The organism is Streptomyces sp. NPDC059695 (assembly GCF_042733785.1).
In the GTDB taxonomy this organism is placed as follows: Bacteria; Actinomycetota; Actinomycetes; order Streptomycetales; family Streptomycetaceae; genus Streptomyces.
The window spans coordinates 131,825-148,645 of sequence record NZ_JBHWFF010000012.1; the positions used below are offsets into that span (position 1 = coordinate 131,825).

Genomic DNA, 16,821 nt, shown 5'->3' on the forward strand with positions numbered 1-16,821 from the left:
CCAGCGCTTTTCCCGCCCACTTGAACACGTTCAAGAACAGGTCTACAGTCATGCCTGCCAGCTTTTGAACGCGTTCAAGGGAGGGTGGGGCATGAACCTCACTGTCGTCGCGTACATCGTCTACCTGCTGATCGCCGTGGCCCTCACCGTCTGGGTCGCCCGCACGCTCAGCCGCAACGGAAGGATCTTCCTCGCCGACGTCCTGCACGGGAACGAGAAGCTCGCGGACGCCGTCAACCACCTCCTGGTGGTCGGCTTCTACCTCGTCAACTTCGGCTTCGTCGCCCTCTACCTGAGCCAGGACTCCGCCGTCGTCGACACCCGGGCCCTCTTCGAGGCCCTCTCGGTCAAGCTCGGCGTGGTCCTGCTCGTCCTCGGCGTGATGCACCTCGCCAACGTCTACGTGCTCAACAAGATCCGCCGCCGCGGGGTCATGGAACGCGAACAGGTGCCGCCCGTCCGCCCGCACGGCTGGACCGCGGCCCCCAAGGCCGGCCCCTGGACCCCGCCCGCCCCCCAGGGATGAGCACCGTGCCGGCCCCGGCCCACCCCACGACCCCCGTGGGACGCCTGACCGTGCTGTACGACGCCGACTGCCCGCTCTGCGTGCACCTCAGGCACTGGCTGCTGCGCCAGCGGCAGCTCGTCCCGCTCCACCTCGTACCGGCCGGCTCGGATCAGGCACGACGCCTCTTCCCGGCCCTCGACCACGCCGCCACCCTGCGGGAGATCACCGTCATCGGGGACCGGGGCCAGGTCTACCGGGACACCTCCGCCTGGATCGTCTGCCTCTGGGCCCTGGCCGAGCACCGGCCCCGGGCCCACTGGCTGGCCACCCCCGCCGGACAGCCCTTCGTCCGGATGACCGTCCTCGCGGCCTCGAAGTGGCGCGAGGCCCTCAAGGGGCCCGGCCCGGACGACCGGTCCTGCGGGGGCGGGCGCTGCGAAGCGCCCGGTCCGCCCCGTTAGGCTCGGCCCCGTGACGGAAGAGAAGAAGGCCCCCAAGAGCGAGCAGACCCGCACGCTCATCCTCGAAACCGCGCTCCGGCTGTTCAAGGAGCGCGGTTACGACAAGACGACCATGCGGGCCATCGCCCAGGAGGCCGGGGTCTCCGTCGGCAACGCGTACTACTACTTCTCGTCCAAGGAGCACCTGGTCCAGGGCTTCTACGACCGGATCGCCGAGGAGCACCAGGCCGCCGTCGAGCCCATCCTGACCGGACCCGAGAAGGAACTGACCGCACGGATCCGCGGGGTCTACCTCGGCTGGCTCGACATCGCGGAGCCGTACCACGAGTTCGCGGCACAGTTCTTCAAGAACGCCGCCGACCCGGACAGCCCGCTCAGCCCCTTCTCCCCCGAGTCCGAGGGACCGCGCGAGGCGGCGATCGAGGTGCACCGGCGGGTCATCTCCGGCGCCTCGGTCAAGGTCGACCCGGAACTGAAGGAGGCCCTCCCGCAGCTGCTGTGGCTCCAGCAGATGGGACTGGTGCTGTTCTGGGTGTACGACCGCTCGGAGGGCGCGGAGAACAGCCGCCGCCTGGTGGAGCGCCTCGCGCCGGTCACCGCCCGCGCGATCTCCCTCTCCCGCTTCCGGATCCTGCGCCCGCTGGTCAAGGAGACGCACGAGCTGCTCTCCGACTTCATGCCGACGGCGGCCGGGATGGCGGCCTCGGGCAAGCCCAAGAAGAAGGCCGGCCCGAAGCCCTAGCCGGGGTGCGGGGCTAGATCCAGCTCAGCTCCCAGAGGCGCCAGATGCCCGTGCCGTCCGACAGGTACTGGGAGCCGGCCACGGCCTCCGTGGACAGGACGTAGTCCTTCTTCTGCCAGAGCGGCAGGAGCGGGACGTCGGCGGCGACCTCGCTCTGGATCTCCCTGAAGTCGGTCGTCGCCCGGCCGCGGTCGCTGTACTGCTGCGTCGAGGAGATCAGACTGTCGATCCGCTTGCTGGAGAACCCGTTGTGCAGGGTGTTCTCGGTGCCGACGAGCGGAGCGGTGAAGCTGTCGGAGTCGGGGAAGTCGGGGAGCCAGCCGACGGGGTAGACGTCGTAGGCGCCCTTCGCGTACCCCTTCTGGAAGTTCTGCCAGTCGGCCTCGACGACCTTGACCTCGAAGAGGCCGGTCTCCTCCAGCTGCCGCTTGATCTCGGCGGCCTCGGCGGCGTAGGTGGCGTCCTTGCGGTAGCCGTACGTGAACTTCACCGGCGTCGCGATCCCGGCGTCCTTCAGAAGGGACTTGGCCTTCTTCCTGCTCGGCTCCGGGTAGACGTCGAAGAAGGCGGTGCTGTGGCCGACGAAGCCCTGCGGGATCAGGGAGTAGAGCGGCTCCACCGTGTCCTTGTAGGCGCCCTCGGTGATCTCCGGGCGGTCCAGGACCGCGGCGATCGCCTGGCGCACGGCCTTGTCCGCCATGACCGCGCCGGACCGGACGTTGAAGTTGAGGTTGCGGATCTCGGCGCTCTCCGCCTCGGTGACCCGGGTGCCGTCGTTGGTGTCCAGCTTCGAGAGGAAGTCCGGCGGGAGCTGGCGGTGCGTCACCTGGACGTCCTTCGCCTTCCAGGCGTTCGCGAGCTCCTCGGACTGGCCGTAGTACTTCACGAGGACCGTGTGACCGCTCTTCGTGACGGCGCCCTTGTACGCCGGGTTGGGCTCCAGGAGCGCGGACTCGCCCTCCTTGTACTCCTTGAGGACGTACGGCCCCGACCCGTCGACCGCGTAGCCGCCGCGCAGCCGGTTCGGCGGGTACAGGTCCTTGTCCACGATCGAGCCCGCGCCCGTGGCCACCTTCAGCGGGAACGTGGCGTCACGGCCGCTCAGGTGGAAGGTGACGGTCCGGCCCTCGGCCGAGACGCTCTTCAGAGTCGGGAAGAGCGGCTGCGGACCGACGTCCGCCTTGATGCGCAGCATCCGCTCGAAGGAGTACTTGACGTCCTCGCCGGTGATCTTGCGCCCGTTCGCGAAGGTGAGGTCGTCGCGGAGCGTGCACTGGTACGTGGTGAGCCTGGTGCCCACGAACTTGCAGCTCTCGGCGGCGTCGGGAACCGGCTGGCTCAGGCCCGGCTTGAACGTCAGCAACGACTGGAAGACGTTGCTGTACATGGCCCAGGACCCGGCGTCATAGGCGCCGGCCGGGTCGAGTGAAGTCACCTCGTCGGTCGTGCCGACGGTGATCGGATCGGTCCGGACGCCGTCGGAGGGCAGGAGTTGCCAGCCCCCCACTCCGGCGGCCACCAGTACTCCACAAGTGATGAGGATCCGCAGACGGACCGTCGACCGCATTGCCGTGCTTCCTTTTTTTGGTACCACCCCTGATGCGACGGCCCCCGGAAACGTCGCGATGGCTGCATCCCATCACACGGATTTCACAAGCGGAAGGAAAAACTTTCACACCACATGTATATGTCCGGGATATGCGAATTTAAGTCGATGAGCAGCCCGTATCGCTCTCGGCGCTCGGAGTGACAATGCCCGATCAGGCCTGTTTCGAGGCGAGTTCGACGATCGTGATGTCGGACGGCGCGCCCACCCGGACCGGCGGTCCCCAGGCGCCGGCGCCCCGCGAGACGTACAGCTGGGTGTCCCCGTACCGCTCCAGGCCCGCGACGGTCGGGTTGGCCAGTTCGGCGAGGTGGTTGCCGGGCCAGAGCTGACCGCCGTGGGTGTGGCCGGAGAGCTGGAGGTCCACGCCGTGGCGCACGGCGTCGTGGACGACGATCGGCTGGTGCGCGAGGAGCACGGCGGCACGGGCCCGGTCGCGGTCTCCGAGGGCCCGTACGAAGTCGGGGCCGTGGCCCTCGCTCTCCCCGGCGACGTCGTCGACGCCCGCGAGGTCGAAGCCGGCCGGGACCTCCACGCGCGCGTTGCGCAGCGGGTGCAGGCCGAGTTCGCGGACGTGGTCGACCCAGGCGTCGGCGCCCGAGAAGTACTCGTGGTTGCCGGTCACGAAGAACGAGCCGTGCCGGGCGCGCAGCCGGGCCAGCGGCTCGGCGGCCGGGCCCAGGTTCTCGACGGTCCCGTCGACGAGGTCGCCGACGACCGCGATCAGGTCGGGCTGGGCGGAGTTGATCGTGTCCACGATCCGCTGGGTGTGGGCACGGCCCAGGATCGGACCGAGGTGGATGTCGGACACGACGGCGATCCGGTACCCGTGCGCGGCGCGCGGGATCTTGGCGAGCGGGACGGTGACCCGCTTGACCCGGGGACCGCGCAGCACGCCGTACGTCCCGTACCCGACGGTCCCGAGGGCGACGGCGGCGGCGGACCCCCCGACGGCCCGGGCGACGAACAGCCGCCGGGAGACGTCACCGGCACCGGACGCGGAAACGGCCTCCGCCGGTACGGCCTCCGCGGGAGCGGCCTCCGCCGGTACGGACACGGCCACGGGCTCCGCCGCACGGCGGCGCGTCCGGGCGAGCAGCAGGGGCCGGACGGCCTCGCCGACCAGCAGGGCCAGGACCAGGTACAGGAGCACGGCGAGCCACAGGAAGCCGGGCCAGGCGACCGCCTGCTGGACCGGGAAGGGGGCGCCCGCCCGCGAGGAGACCAGGGCGGCGAGCGAGAGCAGCGGCAGGACCACGACGGCGGCCGTGCCCAGACGCCGCGGCAGGCCTCCGGGCGCGGTCACGTCCCGCACCAGACGCCGCCACACGTACCAGTGGACCGCGCCGAGCAGCGCGAGCACCACGACCAGGACCAGCAGAAACACGACCACGCCCCCGGAACCCCTCGTCTACACGTCCGCGCGACGCGCGGCACGCACCCCACGCAACCCGATCACGCCGATCACCGTCCCCAGGACAAAGGACGTGACGGCAAGCAGCAGATGAACCCAGAAGTAGGCCGTCGGGTCGCCGGCGTCGTCGAAGGCGAGGCCGCTCCCGTCGTTCCAGAGGTTCTTGACGAAGGTGACCCAGATGAACCAGGACCACACCCCGAACGCGAGCAGGAACCAGGAGACACGGCGGCTGAGCTTCATGACCCCAGTATCACCGTCGGTCCCGCGGCCCCCGCTTCCGGGTGGACGGGCGCGGGCGAAGCGCCTGCCGGGGTTCGGATCCGTTGTGCGTACCTGTACGTTCTCGACCGTGTCTGCTTCGAAGAAGACCGCTTGGGCGGTCGCCGCTGCTGTGTTCCTGCCGCTCGTCGCCGCCGCGCCCGCGGCCCACGCCGACGGGAAGGACGGGAAGGACAAGCAGCCCAAGCCGCCCGCCGTGATGTCCACGGTCGGCGGGGCCCTGCTCAGCAGGCCCGGGACGCAGGTGCAGCTCCTGCCCGGCGCCCCGGTGCTCCCGAAGGAGCTGTCCGGCCGTTCCTGGATGGTCGCGGACGCCGAGAGCGGACAGATCCTCGCCGCGCACAACGCGCACTGGCGGCTCGCCCCGGCCTCCACGCTGAAGATGCTCTTCGCGGACACCCTGCTGCCGAAGTTCCCCACCAGGACGCAGAACCACCTGGTCACCGGCCAGGACCTGGCCGGGATCGGGGCCGGGTCCAGCCTGGTCGGCATCAAGGAGAAGCAGACCTACAGCGTCCGCGACCTGTGGCTCGGCGTCTTCCTCCGTTCCGGCAACGACGCCGTGCACGTGCTGACCAGCATGAACGGCGGTCTCACCAAGACGGTCGGCGACATGAACGACCACGCGGCCGACCTCCAGGCCCTCGACACCTTCGTGGTCTCGCCGGACGGCTACGACGCCCCGCGCCAGGTCTCCTCCGCGTACGACCTGACGCTCATCGCCCGCAGCGGCATGCAGAAGCAGGACTTCCGCGAGTACGCCGCCACCCCCCGCGCCGCCTTCCCCGGCGAGGCCAAGCCGGGCAAGAAGCGCGAGACCTTCGAGATCCAGAACACCAACCGGCTCCTGACCGGTGACATCGGCGTCGCCCCGTACCCGGGCATCGCCGGGGTCAAGAACGGCAACACCACGCACGCGGGTGCCACCTTCACCGGCGTCGCCGAGCGCAACGGCCGGGTCCTGCTCGTCACCGTCATGAACCCGTCCTCGAAGGAGCAGCACGCGGTCTACCGGGAGGCCGCCCGGCTGCTCGACTGGGGCTTCGCCGCGTCCGGGAAGGTGACGCCGGTCGGCGAGCTGGTGGCGCCGCGCTCGGTCGGCACGGCGCCTCCCGCCCGCGACGGGGGCACGGTCCCGGCGGCCGGCAAGGACGCCCCGAAGGAGCCGGCCCACGCGGCCGCCGCCGGGAGGTCCGGCGGGGTCGGGATCGCGCTGGCCGTGGCGGGAGGTGTCCTCGTCCTCCTGGCCGCGGGCGTCTTCCTGGTCAACCGGCGCTGGCCGGTGGCCGGGTCGGCGGCGCGTCGCCGCCGTCCGGAGCGGGAGCCGGAGAATCCGGAGCAGCGGGACTCCTCCTCCGACGAGACTCCGTAGCCGTCCAGGCCGCGCAGAACAGCAGGAGCTTCGCGGTGAAGTTGATCCAGAGGAGCAGGGCGATGGGCACGCCGAACGCCCCGTACATCGACTTCGCCGCGACCCCCTTCATGTAGCCGCCCAGCAGCAGCTTCAGCAGCTCGAAGCCGACCGCGCCCATGAGCGCCGCCACGACCAGGTCCCGGCGGCGCGGTTCGACGCCGGGCAGCAGCGTCAGCACGTACAGCAGGATGAGGAAGTCGGCGACGACGCCGACCAGGACGGCGGCCGCCTGGAGCAGGTAGCCGCCCGCGCCCTCGCCGGAGATGCCGAGGTGGTCGGCGCTCCAGCCGACGGCGGTGGAGCCGAGCCAGGAGGCGGCGAGCGAGGCGAGGGCGACGCCGCCGAGGCCGACGAGGACCAGCGCGTCCTTGCCCTTCAACAGGATCGGGTTGCCCTCGACGGCTTCGAGCCCCCAGACCGCGCGCAGGCACTCCCGCATCGATCCGACCCAGCTGATGCCGGTGAGGAGCAGCAGGGCGCCGGCGACGAGTCCGACGGTGCCGGCGTTGGCGACGAGCCCGCCGATGTCGAGCTGGTCGGAGATGCCGGGCACCTGGTCGGCGAGCTTCTGCTCGATCTTGTCGAGCTGGTCGTGGCTGAGGAGCGCGGCGCCGATCGCGGCGGCGACCGTGATCAGCGGGAAGAGGGCGAGGAAGGAGATGAAGGTGATCGCGGCGGCGAGGCGGGTCCAGTGGGCCTCGTCGAGGGTCTCGTACGAGCGCCACGCGTGGGTCCGCATGAAGCGGGTCACCCACGGGCCGATGACGGGGAGCTTGGTCAGCCAGTCCATGTCGTACGTCTACTCCTCCGCCGTCGGATCAACCCCCTACGAGAATCCCCCGTCGGGGCCCGGATGCCCGCGACCGACATTCCGCACATCACGGCCCCCGCGAGGCCGATGACGACGAGCGGTCGCTCGGCGTGGCGCTCGCGCGAGCCGCCGCCGGTGGCGCGAGGTCTCTTTACCGACACTCCTTTGATCACCCCTTTCGACGAACCGCCCGCCAATACCGGCATAAGCCGCAGACCCGGCGATACGGTCACCCTCATGGCTGTCGAGACCCACGTCCTGGACGACGACTGCGAGGCGATCACCGGCTGGGGCCTCACCGCCCCCACCCTCGCGCGCGTCAGGCGCTCCCGCGGGCACGCGGAGGCCGTCGAGGCCGTCCTCGCCTGCGGCCGGGTCTGCCGCGCCGAGGACTCCCGGTTCCGGCCGGAGGCCCTGGCCGCGGTGCATCCCCGGCTCGACGAGTTCCGGGCGCTGCCTGCCGCGCTCGATCCCCGGTCCGTCCTCACCTCGGACCTAGCCCGCCGTCTCCGTCTCCAGACCTCCAGGAGCTCCCGTTGAAGGACGCCTTCGGTGCCCCGCAGTCCCTGCTCGTCCTCGGCGGCACCTCCGAGATCGGGCTCGCCACCGCCCGCCGGCTGATCGCACGCCGCACCCGCACGGTCTGGCTGGCCGGCCGCCCCTCCCCCGCGCTGACGGCCGCCGCCGACTCGCTGCGCGCGCTGGGCGCGGAGGTCCGCACGGTGCCGTTCGACGCGCTCGACCCCGAGTCGCACGAGGAACGGCTCGGGAAGGTCTTCACCGAGGGCGACATCGACATGGTGCTGCTCGCCTTCGGTGTCCCCGGCGACCAGGCGCGGGACGAGTCCGACCCGGTCGCGGCGGTCCGGGTCGCGCAGACCAACTACACGGGAGCCGTCTCGGCCGGCCTGGTGTGCGCGGGCGCGCTCCAGGCGCAGGGGCACGGTTCCCTGGTGGTGCTCTCCTCGGTGGCGGGTGAGCGGGCCCGTCGCGCGGACTTCATCTACGGCTCGTCGAAGGCGGGGCTCGACGCCTTCGCCCAGGGCCTCGGGGACGCGCTGCACGGCACGGGCGTGCACGTCATGGTCGTACGGCCCGGGTCCGTGCGGTCGAGGATGACGGCCGGGCTCGCCCGGGAGCCGCTCGCGACGACCCCGGAGGCGGTCGCGGGCGCGATCGAGCTGGGGCTGCGGCGGCGCTCGGAGACGGTGTGGGTGCCGGGGGCGCTGCGGATGGTGATGGCGGCGGTGCGGCACGTGCCGAGGCCGCTCTTCCGGCGCCTGCCGATGTGAAGCGGCCCTCCGGACCCGGGCTACGCCGTCGGCGCCGGCGCGTCCACCGGGCTGCCGCCCTGCGCGGGGACCGCCGAGATCGGGCGGCCGCTGCCGAACTCGTAGTCGTACAGCTTGCGCCAGACCCCGTCCGGGCCCTGCTCGTACAGCGCGAAGGAGCGGCAGGTCCAGGCCGCCTCGTACCCGGCGAGCTCCTCGAACGCCCGGTCCATCCCCTCCTCGGAGATGCCGTGCGCCACGGTGACGTGCGGGTGGTACGGGAACTGGAGCTCGCGCACCAGGGGGCCGGCCTCGTCCCGGATCAGGTGCTGGAGCCGGTTGCAGGGGGGCACGCCCTCCGCGAGCTTCACGAAGACGACCGGGGAGAGCGGGCGGAAGGTCCCGGTGCCCCTCAGGCGCACCGGGAACGGCTGGTGGCCGGCGGCGACATCCGCGAGGTGCGCCTGGATCTCCGGCAGCCGCTCCTCGGCGACCTCGGTCGGCGGGACCAGGGTGACGTGCGTGGGGATGCCGTACGCGGCCGGGTCCCCGAAGCCGGCGCGCCGCTCCTGGAGCAGGCTGCCGTAGGGCTCCGGGACCGCGATCGAAACGCCGAGCGTTACGGTCCCCACGTCGTTCTCCTCCGTCGTCCTTCGTCGAGTCGGTGTGTGGTGGTGCAGCCGCCAGTGTGCGGCCTGCACCACCCTCGTGGCCAGGGTCCCCGGACTCAGTGCTTGGCGGGCAGGAAGCCCATCCGCTCGTACGTCTGGGCCAGCGTCTCCGCGGCGACGGCGCGGGCCTTCTCCGCTCCCTTGGCCAGGACCGAGTCCAGCGTCTCCGGGTCGTCCAGGTATTCCTGGGTGCGAGCCCGGAACGGCGTGACGAAGTCCACCATGACCTCGGCGAGATCCGTCTTCAGCGCGCCGTACATCTTGCCCTCGTAGCTCTTCACCAGGTCCTCGACGGACGTGGCGGTGAGCGTGGACATGATGGTGAGGAGGTTGGAGACGCCGGCCTTGTTCTCCGGGTCGAAGCGGATCACCGTGTCGGTGTCGGTGACCGCGCTCTTGACCTTCTTCGCGGTGGCCTTCGGGTCGTCCAGGAGGTTGATCAGGCCCTTCGGCGAGGACGCCGACTTGCTCATCTTGATCGTCGGGTCCTGGAGGTCGAAGATCTTCGCCGTCTCCTTGAGGATGTACGGCTTCGGGATCGTGAACGTCTCGCCGAAGCGGCCGTTGAAGCGCTCCGCGAGGTCGCGGGTCAGCTCGATGTGCTGGCGCTGGTCCTCGCCGACCGGGACCTCGTTGGCCTGGTAGAGCAGGATGTCCGCGACCTGGAGGATCGGGTACGTGAAGAGGCCGACGGTGGCGCGGTCGGCGCCCTGCTTGGCGGACTTGTCCTTGAACTGGGTCATGCGGGAGGCCTCGCCGAAGCCGGTGAGGCAGTTCATGACCCAGCCGAGCTGGGCGTGCTCGGGGACGTGGCTCTGGATGAAGAGGGTGCAGCGCTCCGGGTCGAGACCGGCGGCGAGCAGCTGGGCGGCGGCGAGCCGGGTGTTGGCGCGCAGCTCGGCGGGGTCCTGCGGGACCGTGATCGCGTGCAGGTCGACGACCATGTAGAAGGCGTCGTGGGTCTCCTGCAGGGCGACCCACTGGCGGACGGCGCCGAGGTAGTTGCCGAGGTGGAACGAGCCTGCGGTGGGCTGGATTCCGGAGAGCACACGGGGACTGTCAGAGGCCATGCACATCATTCTCTCAGGTGTGGGAACCGATCCCCGACTGCCGGTGCGCCGGGCGGCTCCGGTGCTGCGCCCGGAGCTGCCGCGGACCGCCGCCGATGAGACCAGGAACACACCGCGCCCGGCCCCTCGGTGAGGTGCCGGGGGGGGGGGGGGGGCCCCCCGGCGGGGGGGGCGCCCCCGGGGGGGGGCGCCCCCCGCGCGCGCGCGCGGGGGGGGGGGGGCGCGGCGGGCGGGGGCGCCCCCGCGCCGCCGGCGCGGGGCGCCCCGGGGGCCGCCCCCGCCGCGGCCGCGCCCCCCCCCCGGCCCCCCCCCCACCCCCCCCCGCCCGCCCCCGGGGGGGGGGGCGGGCCCCCGGTGCCGCCCCGCGTGCGGCGGCACCGGCGCGGGGCGGCCGTCAGACGGGCAGGCCCGGGGCCGGGTGGGCGGCCATGAGCTCGGCGACCTCGGCGCGGACGGTGCGGAGGGCGTCCTCGTCACCGGCTCCGGCGGCGGTGACGGCGCGGTCGATCCACGCGGCGACCTGGTCCATGTGGTCCGTGGTGAGGCCGCGGGAGGTGAGGGAGGGGGTGCCGATGCGGATGCCGGAGGGGTCGAAGGGCTTCCGGGGGTCGTAGGGGACGGTGTTGTAGTTGACGACGATCCCGGCCCGGTCGAGGGCCTTCGCGGCGATCTTGCCGGGGACCTGCTTCGGGGTGAGGTCGATCAGGATCAGGTGGTTGTCGGTGCCGCCGGAGACCAGGTCGAAGCCGCGGGCGAGGAGCGCCTCGGCGAGGGCCCGGGCGTTGGCGACGACGGCGTGGGCGTAGGCGCGGAAGGACGGCTGGGAGGCCTCGCGGAGGGCGACGGCGATGGCGGCGGTGGTCTGGTTGTGCGGGCCGCCCTGGAGGCCGGGGAAGACGGCCTTGTCGAGGGCCTTGGCGTGCTCCTGGCGGGACATGAGCATGGCGCCGCGCGGGCCGCGGAGGGTCTTGTGGGTGGTCGTGGAGACGACGTCGACGTGCCCGACGGGGGACGGGTGGGCGCCGCCCGCGACGAGGCCGGCGATGTGGGCGACGTCGGCGACGAGAACGGCACCGGACTCGCGGGCGATCTCGCCGAAGGCGGCGAAGTCGATGGTGCGGGGCAGCGCGGTGCCGCCGCAGAAGATGACCTTCGGGCGCTCCTTGAGGGCAAGCTCGCGGACCTGGTCGAAGTCGATCAGGCCCGTGTCCTGGCGGACTCCGTACTGGACGCCGCGGAACCAGCTGCCGGTGGCGGAGACGCCCCAGCCGTGGGTGAGGTGGCCGCCCATGGGCAGGGCCATGCCCATGACGGTGTCGCCGGGCTGCGCGAAGGCGAGGTAGACGGCGAGGTTGGCCGGGGAGCCGGAGTAGGGCTGGACGTTGGCGTGGTCGACGCCGAAGAGGGCCTTGGCGCGCTCGACCGCGAGGGTCTCGACCTGGTCGATGTTCTGCTGGCCCTCGTAGTAGCGGCGGCCGGGGTAGCCCTCGCTGTACTTGTTCTGGAGGACCGTGCCGGAGGCTTCGAGCACGGCGGCGGAGACGTAGTTCTCGCTGGGGATGAGGCGCAGGGTCTCGGCCTGGAGGCGTTCCTCGGCGCCGACGAGGGCGGCGAGCTCGGGGTCGGCCGCGGTGAGCGCGGGGTGCTGCGGCGGGGTGTTCATGCTGGTGTCCTCCGGGCGTTCGGCGGAACGGTCCCGGGGCTGAGGTGCGCACGGGACCTGGGGCCCGTGATGCCCAGGCGAGCGGCACCTCGTGTGGTGGAGCGCGCGCGGCTCCCCCGGGGTCGCTTCCCCGTACGCCAGTCGCCGTGCGTGATTCCAGGGTAGCGGGCGTGCCGTCGCCGAGGTTTCCCTGTCCGGCATCCGAGCGACGATAAGAAAGGGGCCATACGCACCCCCGAGCCGCAGGACGAACGGAGATCCCGTGTCGAGGACAGAAGACGCGATCACTTCCGCGGACGCGCACAGCGCGCACAACTACCACCCCCTTCCGGTCGTCGTCGCCTCGGCGGACGGCGCCTGGATGACCGATGTCGAGGGCCGTCGCTACCTCGACATGCTCGCCGGGTACTCGGCGCTCAACTTCGGGCACGGCAACCGGCGTCTGATCGACGCCGCGAAGGCGCAGCTGGAGCGGGTGACGCTGACCTCGCGCGCCTTCCACCACGACAGGTTCGCCGAGTTCTGTACGCGGCTCGCGGAGCTGTGCGGCAAGGAGGCGGTGCTGCCGATGAACACGGGGGCGGAGGCGGTCGAGACGGCCGTGAAGACCGCCCGGAAGTGGGGGTACGAGGTGAAGGGCGTGCCGGACGGGCACGCGAAGATCGTGGTCGCGGCGAACAACTTCCACGGCCGGACGACGACGATCGTGAGCTTCTCGACGGACCACGAGGCGCGGGACCACTTCGGGCCGTACACGCCGGGGTTCGAGATCGTGCCGTACGGGGATCTGACGGCGATGGAGGCGGCGGTCACCGAGAACACGGTGGCGGTGCTGCTGGAGCCGATCCAGGGGGAGGCCGGGGTCCTGGTGCCGCCGGCCGGCTATCTGGCGGGGGTCCGGGAGCTGACGCGCCGGCGGAACGTGCTGTTCATGGCGGACGAGATCCAGTCGGGCCTGGGCCGGACGGGGCGGACGTTCGCGTGCGAGCACGAGGGGGTGGTGCCGGACGTGTACGTCCTGGGGAAGGCGCTGGGCGGCGGGGTGGTGCCGGTGTCGGCGGTGGTGGCCGACCGTGACGTGCTCGGGGTGTTCCGGCCGGGTGAGCACGGGTCGACGTTCGGCGGGAACCCGCTGGCGTGCGCGGTGGCCCTGGAGGTGATCGCGATGCTGCGGACGGGCGAGTTCCAGGAGCGGGCGGCGGAGCTGGGCGAGCACCTCCACGCGGAGCTGGGTCTGCTCGTGGGCGGCGGCGCGGTGGAGGCGGTGCGCGGGCGCGGGCTCTGGGCTGGCGTCGACATCGCGCCCGCGAAGGGGACGGGCCGGGAGATCTCGGAGCGGCTCATGGAGCGGGGCGTCCTGGTGAAGGACACGCACGGGTCGACGATCCGGATCGCTCCGCCGCTGGTGATCTCGAAGGAGGATCTGGACTGGGGCCTGGAGCAGTTGAGGGGCGTCCTGTCGGAGTGACGGGATCCGTCGCGCGCCCGTCCTGCCGGAGTGAGGGTCCGGCGCGGGGCGTCCCGTCGGAGTGAGGGTCCGGCGCGCCCGTCCTGCCGGAGTGAGGGTCCGGCGCGGGGCCTCCTGTCGGAGTGAGGGTCCGGCGCGGGCGTCCTGTCGGAGTGACGGGATCCGTTTCGGGGAGGGCGGTGGGAGGCCGGAGCGGGGTCAACTCGGCTCATTGACACGCGACTTGGTCTAGGCCAATGATGCCGCCATGCCGAGACTCCGTCTGCGTCACGCCCCGCGTGCCGCGCTCGCCGCCCTCGTCCCGCTCGCGCTCCTCGGCGCGGTCGCCGGACCCGCGCACGCCGCCCCGGCGGCCTGGCCCGAGCCCGTCCCGCTGGTCTCCCGCGTGGAGACCACCGACCCGGTCGTCTTCATCACCGTCGACGACGGCTGGAACCACGACCCCGCCGCGGCGAGGCTGCTGCTCGACCGCCGGGTGCCCGCCTCGCTGTTCCTGCTCCCCGGGGCCTACTCGTACGACTCCGGCTACTTCCGCACCCTGCTCGACCAGGGCCGCTCCCGCGTCGAGAACCACACCGTCGACCACCCCGACCTGACCACGCTGGACGCGGCGGGCCAGAAGGCGCAGGTGTGCGGGGCCCGCGACCGGCACCTCGCGCAGTTCGGCGACGGGCCCCGGCTGCTGCGCCCGCCGTACGGCACGTACGACGCGACCACCCGGACCACCGCCCGCGCCTGCGGGGCGAAGGCCGTGGTGACCTGGACGTACGACCTCACCACCTGGGGCGAGTGGTCCCCGCCGACCCCGTCCCTGAAGCCCGGCGACATCATCCTGCTGCACTTCAACGAGACGGTGACGCAGGACCTGCAGCGGGCCCTGGACGCGGCCGCGGCGGCGGGCCTGACGCCCGCGCCGCTGCGCGACTACGTGCCGGAGTAGTCCCGGGGGGGAGGCCCCGACCGGCGCTCCTCAGAGGATCACGTGCGGGAGGAAGCGGGCGTACTCGTCGGTGACGAGACCCGCCGACTCCCGGATGCCGAGCCCCGCCGCCTCGTCCTCGACGACCCACGCGCCGAGCACCACCCGGTTGCCGTCGAAGTCGGGCAGCGGGGCCAGCTCCTGGTAGCAGCAGGCCTCCCCGTCCCGGACGAAGGGCTCCGTGCCGGCCTCGTGCAGGGTGACGCCCGCGCCCTCGCGGCCGAGCAGGGGCTTCGCGACCCAGCCGGTGGTGGAGGCGAGTTCGCGCGGCCCGTCGAGGTAGGCGGGGAGCAGGTTGGGGTGGCCCGGGTTCAGCTCCCACAGGACGGCGAGGAGCGCCTTGTTGGAGAGGAGCATCTTCCAGGCGGGCTCGATCCAGCAGGTGGTGCCGGTGCCGCCGCCGTTGTCGAGGGTGTCCAGGACGTGCGGCCCGAACCGGTCGGTGGTCAGCCACTCCCACGGGTAGAGCTTGAAGCAGCTGCGGACGAAACGGAGCCGGTCGTCCACGAAGCGCCGGGAGAGCCGGTCCCAGCCGATCCGTTCGACGGACAGCGCCTCGGTGTCGAGCCCGGCCTGCTGGGCGGTCTCGCGCAGGTACGCGACCGTCATCAGGTCCTCGCCGAGCTCGTCGCCGTCCGAGTGGGCGAAGTGCACGGGGCCGGGCGGAAGGAGCGGGGCCTGCCGCCTCCAGGCCTCGACGAGCCGCTCGTGGAGGGAGTTCCACTGGTCGGCGCCGGGGAACCGTTCCTCCATCCAGAACCACTGCGGGCTCGCGGCCTCCACGAGCGAGGTCGGGGTGTCGGCGTTGTACTCCAGCATCTTCGCCGGGCCGGTGCCGTCGTAGCGGAGGTCGAAGCGGCCGTACAGGGAGGGGAGTTCGTCCCGTCGGCGCCAGGACTCGGCGACGAGGCCGGCCAGCTTCGGATCGGTGATCCCGAGCTCGGCGAAACGGTTCCGCTCGACGATGTGCGCGGCCGCCGCGAGGCACAGCGCGTGCAGCTCCTCGACGACCTCCTCCAGGGCCTCGACCTCGGGCAGCGAGAAGGAGTAGTACGCGCTCTCGTCCCAGTACGGGCGCAGCGAACCGTCCGGGTGGCGGGTCAGCGGGTAGACGAGCCCCTGCTCCTCGACCGTCTCCTGCCAGCCGGGGCGGGGTTCGATGGTGTGGCGTTCCACGGTGCCGGGCCCGCCTCAGCCGCCGCCGGTGCCGGAGCACCCGAAGCCGCCGGTGTCGACGGCGGTCCGGTCGAAGCTGCCGCCGCTGACGCGCTTGTCGCGGACGGAACCGCCGTAGTAGTACGAGCCGCGGTGGCTGGAGCCGTTGTCGTCGTCGCTGCCGCCGCCGCTCCGGCACTCGTAGCTCGGGAGCTCCTCGCGGGTCAGGGGGTCCACGCACCGCTTGTCCGGCTCGGAACCGCACGCGGTGATCGTCGCCGCGAGCACACCCATCCCGCCGAGCACGACCGTGCTCGACCTCAGTCTGCGCATGCCCCTCGCCTCCCCATCACCGTCACGACCACCTCGCGACCGCGTCGCGACCGCACAGTGTAGGCCGGTGATTTCCGGCCTCACGCCCAGGAGGGGCCCTAGAGTCGCTTCGTGCTCCTTGGGATGATTTGCGCGCTCGCCTCGTCCGTCTGCTTCGGCGCGGCCTCGGTCCTCCAGGCGATGGCGGCCCGGGCCGCCGAGCCGGGGACGGGCAGCGGGGTCGACGTCGCGCTGATGTGGCGGGCGCTGCGGCAGTGGCGCTATCTCGCCGGTCTCGGGATGGACGGTCTCGGCTTCGTCCTGCAGGTCGTGGCCCTGCGGACGCTGCCCATCTACGTGGTGGGCGCGGCCCTGGCCGCGAGTCTGGCGGTCACCGCGGTCATCGCGTCCCGTGTGCTGCGGGTGCGGCTGAGCCGGGTGGAGTGGGCCGCCGTGGCCGTCGTCTGCCTGGGACTGGCGATGCTGGCGCTCGCCTCCGGCAAGGAGGGGCACCGGGAGCCCTCCGAGGCTCTGGACTGGGCGCTCCTGGGGATCTCCTTCGGGGTCCTGCTGGTCGGTGCGGCCGCGGGCCGGCTGCCGGCGAAGTCCCGGGCACTGGTCCTCGGCCTCGGGGCGGGCATCGGTTTCGGGGTGGTGGAGGTGGCGGTCCGGCTGATCGACGGCATCGACTTCGCCGACCCCGTCTGGTACGCGCTGCTCGTCGGCGGCGGGGCCGCGTTCCTGCTGCTGACCTCGGCGCTCCAGCGCGGTTCGGTGACCACGGCGACGGCGGGCGCGGTGCTCGGCGAGACGGTCGGCCCCGCGATCGTCGGCGTGACCTGGCTGGGCGACACCACCCGGGAAGGGTTCGGCTGGCTGGCGATCACCGGCTTCGCCGTCGCGGTGGCGGGTTCGCTGACGCTGGCCCGCTTCGGCGAGGCCCCGGCCCCGGAGCCCCGCCGGGACGCGGCGGCGGAGACGTCGGCCTGAGGCC

At 72.3% G+C, this 16,821-nt stretch carries 18 protein-coding genes and 1 riboswitch; of the genes, 9 read left to right on the top strand and 9 right to left on the bottom strand.

Annotated elements, in window-relative coordinates; genetic code table 11:
* The first annotated feature begins 91 nt into the window (after positions 1 to 91).
* From ACFV2S_RS17305 to ACFV2S_RS17315, 3 genes are read left to right on the top strand one after another with little or no spacing between them, the layout of a single operon-like run.
* Positions 92 to 526 (top strand): hypothetical protein, encoded by a 435-nt coding sequence (locus ACFV2S_RS17305; RefSeq protein WP_385559252.1) that lies wholly within the window; start codon positions 92 to 94, stop codon positions 524 to 526.
* On the top strand, positions 523 to 969 hold the full coding sequence (locus ACFV2S_RS17310) for a thiol-disulfide oxidoreductase DCC family protein (protein ID WP_385559255.1): 447 nt from the start codon (positions 523 to 525) through the stop codon (positions 967 to 969). Before ACFV2S_RS17305 ends, ACFV2S_RS17310 begins: the two co-directional genes overlap by 4 nt.
* 10 nt (positions 970 to 979) lie before the next feature.
* A complete protein-coding gene (locus ACFV2S_RS17315; protein ID WP_383793109.1) occupies positions 980 to 1,711 on the top strand; it encodes a TetR/AcrR family transcriptional regulator in 732 nt (243 codons plus the stop codon).
* Between the two features lie 13 nt (positions 1,712 to 1,724).
* Here ACFV2S_RS17315 and ACFV2S_RS17320 read toward each other — a convergent pair whose 3' ends face one another.
* From ACFV2S_RS17320 to ACFV2S_RS17330, 3 genes are all read right to left on the bottom strand, one after another.
* On the bottom strand, positions 1,725 to 3,278 hold the full coding sequence (locus ACFV2S_RS17320; RefSeq protein ID WP_385559259.1) for an ABC transporter substrate-binding protein: 1,554 nt from the start codon (positions 3,276 to 3,278) through the stop codon (positions 1,725 to 1,727).
* Between the two features lie 193 nt (positions 3,279 to 3,471).
* Positions 3,472 to 4,710: a metallophosphoesterase gene (locus ACFV2S_RS17325; RefSeq protein WP_385559262.1), complete on the bottom strand. Its 1,239-nt coding sequence runs from the start codon at positions 4,708 to 4,710 to the stop codon at positions 3,472 to 3,474.
* A gap of 18 nt (positions 4,711 to 4,728) precedes the next feature.
* Positions 4,729 to 4,974 (bottom strand): SCO4848 family membrane protein, encoded by a 246-nt coding sequence (locus tag ACFV2S_RS17330; RefSeq protein WP_383793101.1) that lies wholly within the window; start codon positions 4,972 to 4,974, stop codon positions 4,729 to 4,731.
* Positions 4,975 to 5,083: 109 nt separating this feature from the next.
* On the opposite strand from ACFV2S_RS17330, the gene ACFV2S_RS17335 reads away from it, so the two are divergent.
* The gene (locus ACFV2S_RS17335) at positions 5,084 to 6,385 is read left to right on the top strand and encodes a D-alanyl-D-alanine carboxypeptidase family protein (RefSeq protein ID WP_385559265.1); all 1,302 of its coding nucleotides are present in this window, start codon (positions 5,084 to 5,086) and stop codon (positions 6,383 to 6,385) included.
* Here ACFV2S_RS17335 and ACFV2S_RS17340 read toward each other — a convergent pair.
* A complete protein-coding gene (locus tag ACFV2S_RS17340; RefSeq protein ID WP_385559268.1) occupies positions 6,279 to 7,217 on the bottom strand; it encodes a YihY/virulence factor BrkB family protein in 939 nt (312 codons plus the stop codon). The genes ACFV2S_RS17335 and ACFV2S_RS17340 overlap by 107 nt on opposite strands.
* 258 nt (positions 7,218 to 7,475) lie before the next feature.
* On the opposite strand from ACFV2S_RS17340, the gene ACFV2S_RS17345 reads away from it, so the two are divergent.
* Both ACFV2S_RS17345 and ACFV2S_RS17350 read left to right on the top strand, forming a co-directional pair.
* A complete protein-coding gene (locus ACFV2S_RS17345; protein ID WP_385559271.1) occupies positions 7,476 to 7,778 on the top strand; it encodes a hypothetical protein in 303 nt (100 codons plus the stop codon).
* Positions 7,775 to 8,530 carry a decaprenylphospho-beta-D-erythro-pentofuranosid-2-ulose 2-reductase gene (locus ACFV2S_RS17350; protein ID WP_385559274.1) on the top strand — a complete coding sequence of 252 codons (756 nt, stop codon included), beginning with the start codon at positions 7,775 to 7,777 and terminating at the stop codon, positions 8,528 to 8,530. Before ACFV2S_RS17345 ends, ACFV2S_RS17350 begins: the two co-directional genes overlap by 4 nt.
* 20 nt (positions 8,531 to 8,550) lie before the next feature.
* On the opposite strand, the gene ACFV2S_RS17355 is transcribed toward ACFV2S_RS17350, so the two are convergent.
* The 3 genes from ACFV2S_RS17355 to glyA form a co-directional block, all read right to left on the bottom strand.
* Positions 8,551 to 9,141: a 2'-5' RNA ligase family protein gene (locus ACFV2S_RS17355; protein WP_385559277.1), complete on the bottom strand. Its 591-nt coding sequence runs from the start codon at positions 9,139 to 9,141 to the stop codon at positions 8,551 to 8,553.
* A gap of 95 nt (positions 9,142 to 9,236) precedes the next feature.
* Positions 9,237 to 10,250 (bottom strand): tryptophan--tRNA ligase, encoded by a 1,014-nt coding sequence (gene trpS / locus ACFV2S_RS17360; protein ID WP_385559280.1) that lies wholly within the window; start codon positions 10,248 to 10,250, stop codon positions 9,237 to 9,239.
* A 394-nt stretch (positions 10,251 to 10,644) separates the two neighbouring features.
* Positions 10,645 to 11,913: a serine hydroxymethyltransferase gene (gene glyA / locus ACFV2S_RS17365; protein WP_385559284.1), complete on the bottom strand. Its 1,269-nt coding sequence runs from the start codon at positions 11,911 to 11,913 to the stop codon at positions 10,645 to 10,647.
* A 64-nt stretch (positions 11,914 to 11,977) separates the two neighbouring features.
* A riboswitch (ZMP/ZTP riboswitch) is annotated at positions 11,978 to 12,068 on the bottom strand.
* A gap of 107 nt (positions 12,069 to 12,175) precedes the next feature.
* Here glyA and rocD point away from each other — a divergent pair.
* Both rocD and ACFV2S_RS17375 read left to right on the top strand, forming a co-directional pair.
* Positions 12,176 to 13,381, top strand: a complete 1,206-nt coding sequence (gene rocD, locus ACFV2S_RS17370) for an ornithine--oxo-acid transaminase (RefSeq protein ID WP_385559287.1) — start codon at positions 12,176 to 12,178, stop codon at positions 13,379 to 13,381.
* Between the two features lie 247 nt (positions 13,382 to 13,628).
* Positions 13,629 to 14,321, top strand: coding sequence for a polysaccharide deacetylase family protein (locus ACFV2S_RS17375; RefSeq protein WP_385559290.1), 693 nt, complete (start codon positions 13,629 to 13,631; stop codon positions 14,319 to 14,321).
* Between the two features lie 30 nt (positions 14,322 to 14,351).
* On the opposite strand, the gene ACFV2S_RS17380 is transcribed toward ACFV2S_RS17375, so the two are convergent.
* Both ACFV2S_RS17380 and ACFV2S_RS17385 read right to left on the bottom strand, forming a co-directional pair.
* Positions 14,352 to 15,536: a glutathionylspermidine synthase family protein gene (locus ACFV2S_RS17380; RefSeq protein ID WP_385559293.1), complete on the bottom strand. Its 1,185-nt coding sequence runs from the start codon at positions 15,534 to 15,536 to the stop codon at positions 14,352 to 14,354.
* 15 nt (positions 15,537 to 15,551) lie between these two features.
* Entirely contained in the window at positions 15,552 to 15,848 is a 297-nt protein-coding gene (locus ACFV2S_RS17385; protein ID WP_385559296.1) for a hypothetical protein, read from the bottom strand.
* A 123-nt stretch (positions 15,849 to 15,971) separates the two neighbouring features.
* On the opposite strand from ACFV2S_RS17385, the gene ACFV2S_RS17390 reads away from it, so the two are divergent.
* Positions 15,972 to 16,817 (top strand): hypothetical protein, encoded by an 846-nt coding sequence (locus ACFV2S_RS17390; protein ID WP_385559299.1) that lies wholly within the window; start codon positions 15,972 to 15,974, stop codon positions 16,815 to 16,817.
* Positions 16,818 to 16,821: the final 4 nt, after the last annotated feature.

What these genes read in the sequence shown, in the direction of transcription:
- ACFV2S_RS17310 (WP_385559255.1), top strand. Translation starts at nt 523, where the DNA reads ATGAGCACCGTGCCGGCCCCGGCCCACCCCACGACCCCCGTGGGACGC.
- glyA (WP_385559284.1), bottom strand. Translation starts at nt 11,913, where the DNA reads ATGAACACCCCGCCGCAGCACCCCGCGCTCACCGCGGCCGACCCCGAG.
- trpS (WP_385559280.1), bottom strand. Translation starts at nt 10,250, where the DNA reads ATGGCCTCTGACAGTCCCCGTGTGCTCTCCGGAATCCAGCCCACCGCA.
- ACFV2S_RS17305 (WP_385559252.1), top strand. Translation starts at nt 92, where the DNA reads ATGAACCTCACTGTCGTCGCGTACATCGTCTACCTGCTGATCGCCGTG.
- ACFV2S_RS17330 (WP_383793101.1), bottom strand. Translation starts at nt 4,974, where the DNA reads ATGAAGCTCAGCCGCCGTGTCTCCTGGTTCCTGCTCGCGTTCGGGGTG.
- ACFV2S_RS17390 (WP_385559299.1), top strand. Translation starts at nt 15,972, where the DNA reads ATGATTTGCGCGCTCGCCTCGTCCGTCTGCTTCGGCGCGGCCTCGGTC.
- ACFV2S_RS17375 (WP_385559290.1), top strand. Translation starts at nt 13,629, where the DNA reads ATGCCGAGACTCCGTCTGCGTCACGCCCCGCGTGCCGCGCTCGCCGCC.
- ACFV2S_RS17340 (WP_385559268.1), bottom strand. Translation starts at nt 7,217, where the DNA reads ATGGACTGGCTGACCAAGCTCCCCGTCATCGGCCCGTGGGTGACCCGC.
- ACFV2S_RS17385 (WP_385559296.1), bottom strand. Translation starts at nt 15,848, where the DNA reads ATGCGCAGACTGAGGTCGAGCACGGTCGTGCTCGGCGGGATGGGTGTG.
- ACFV2S_RS17320 (WP_385559259.1), bottom strand. Translation starts at nt 3,278, where the DNA reads ATGCGGTCGACGGTCCGTCTGCGGATCCTCATCACTTGTGGAGTACTG.
- ACFV2S_RS17345 (WP_385559271.1), top strand. Translation starts at nt 7,476, where the DNA reads ATGGCTGTCGAGACCCACGTCCTGGACGACGACTGCGAGGCGATCACC.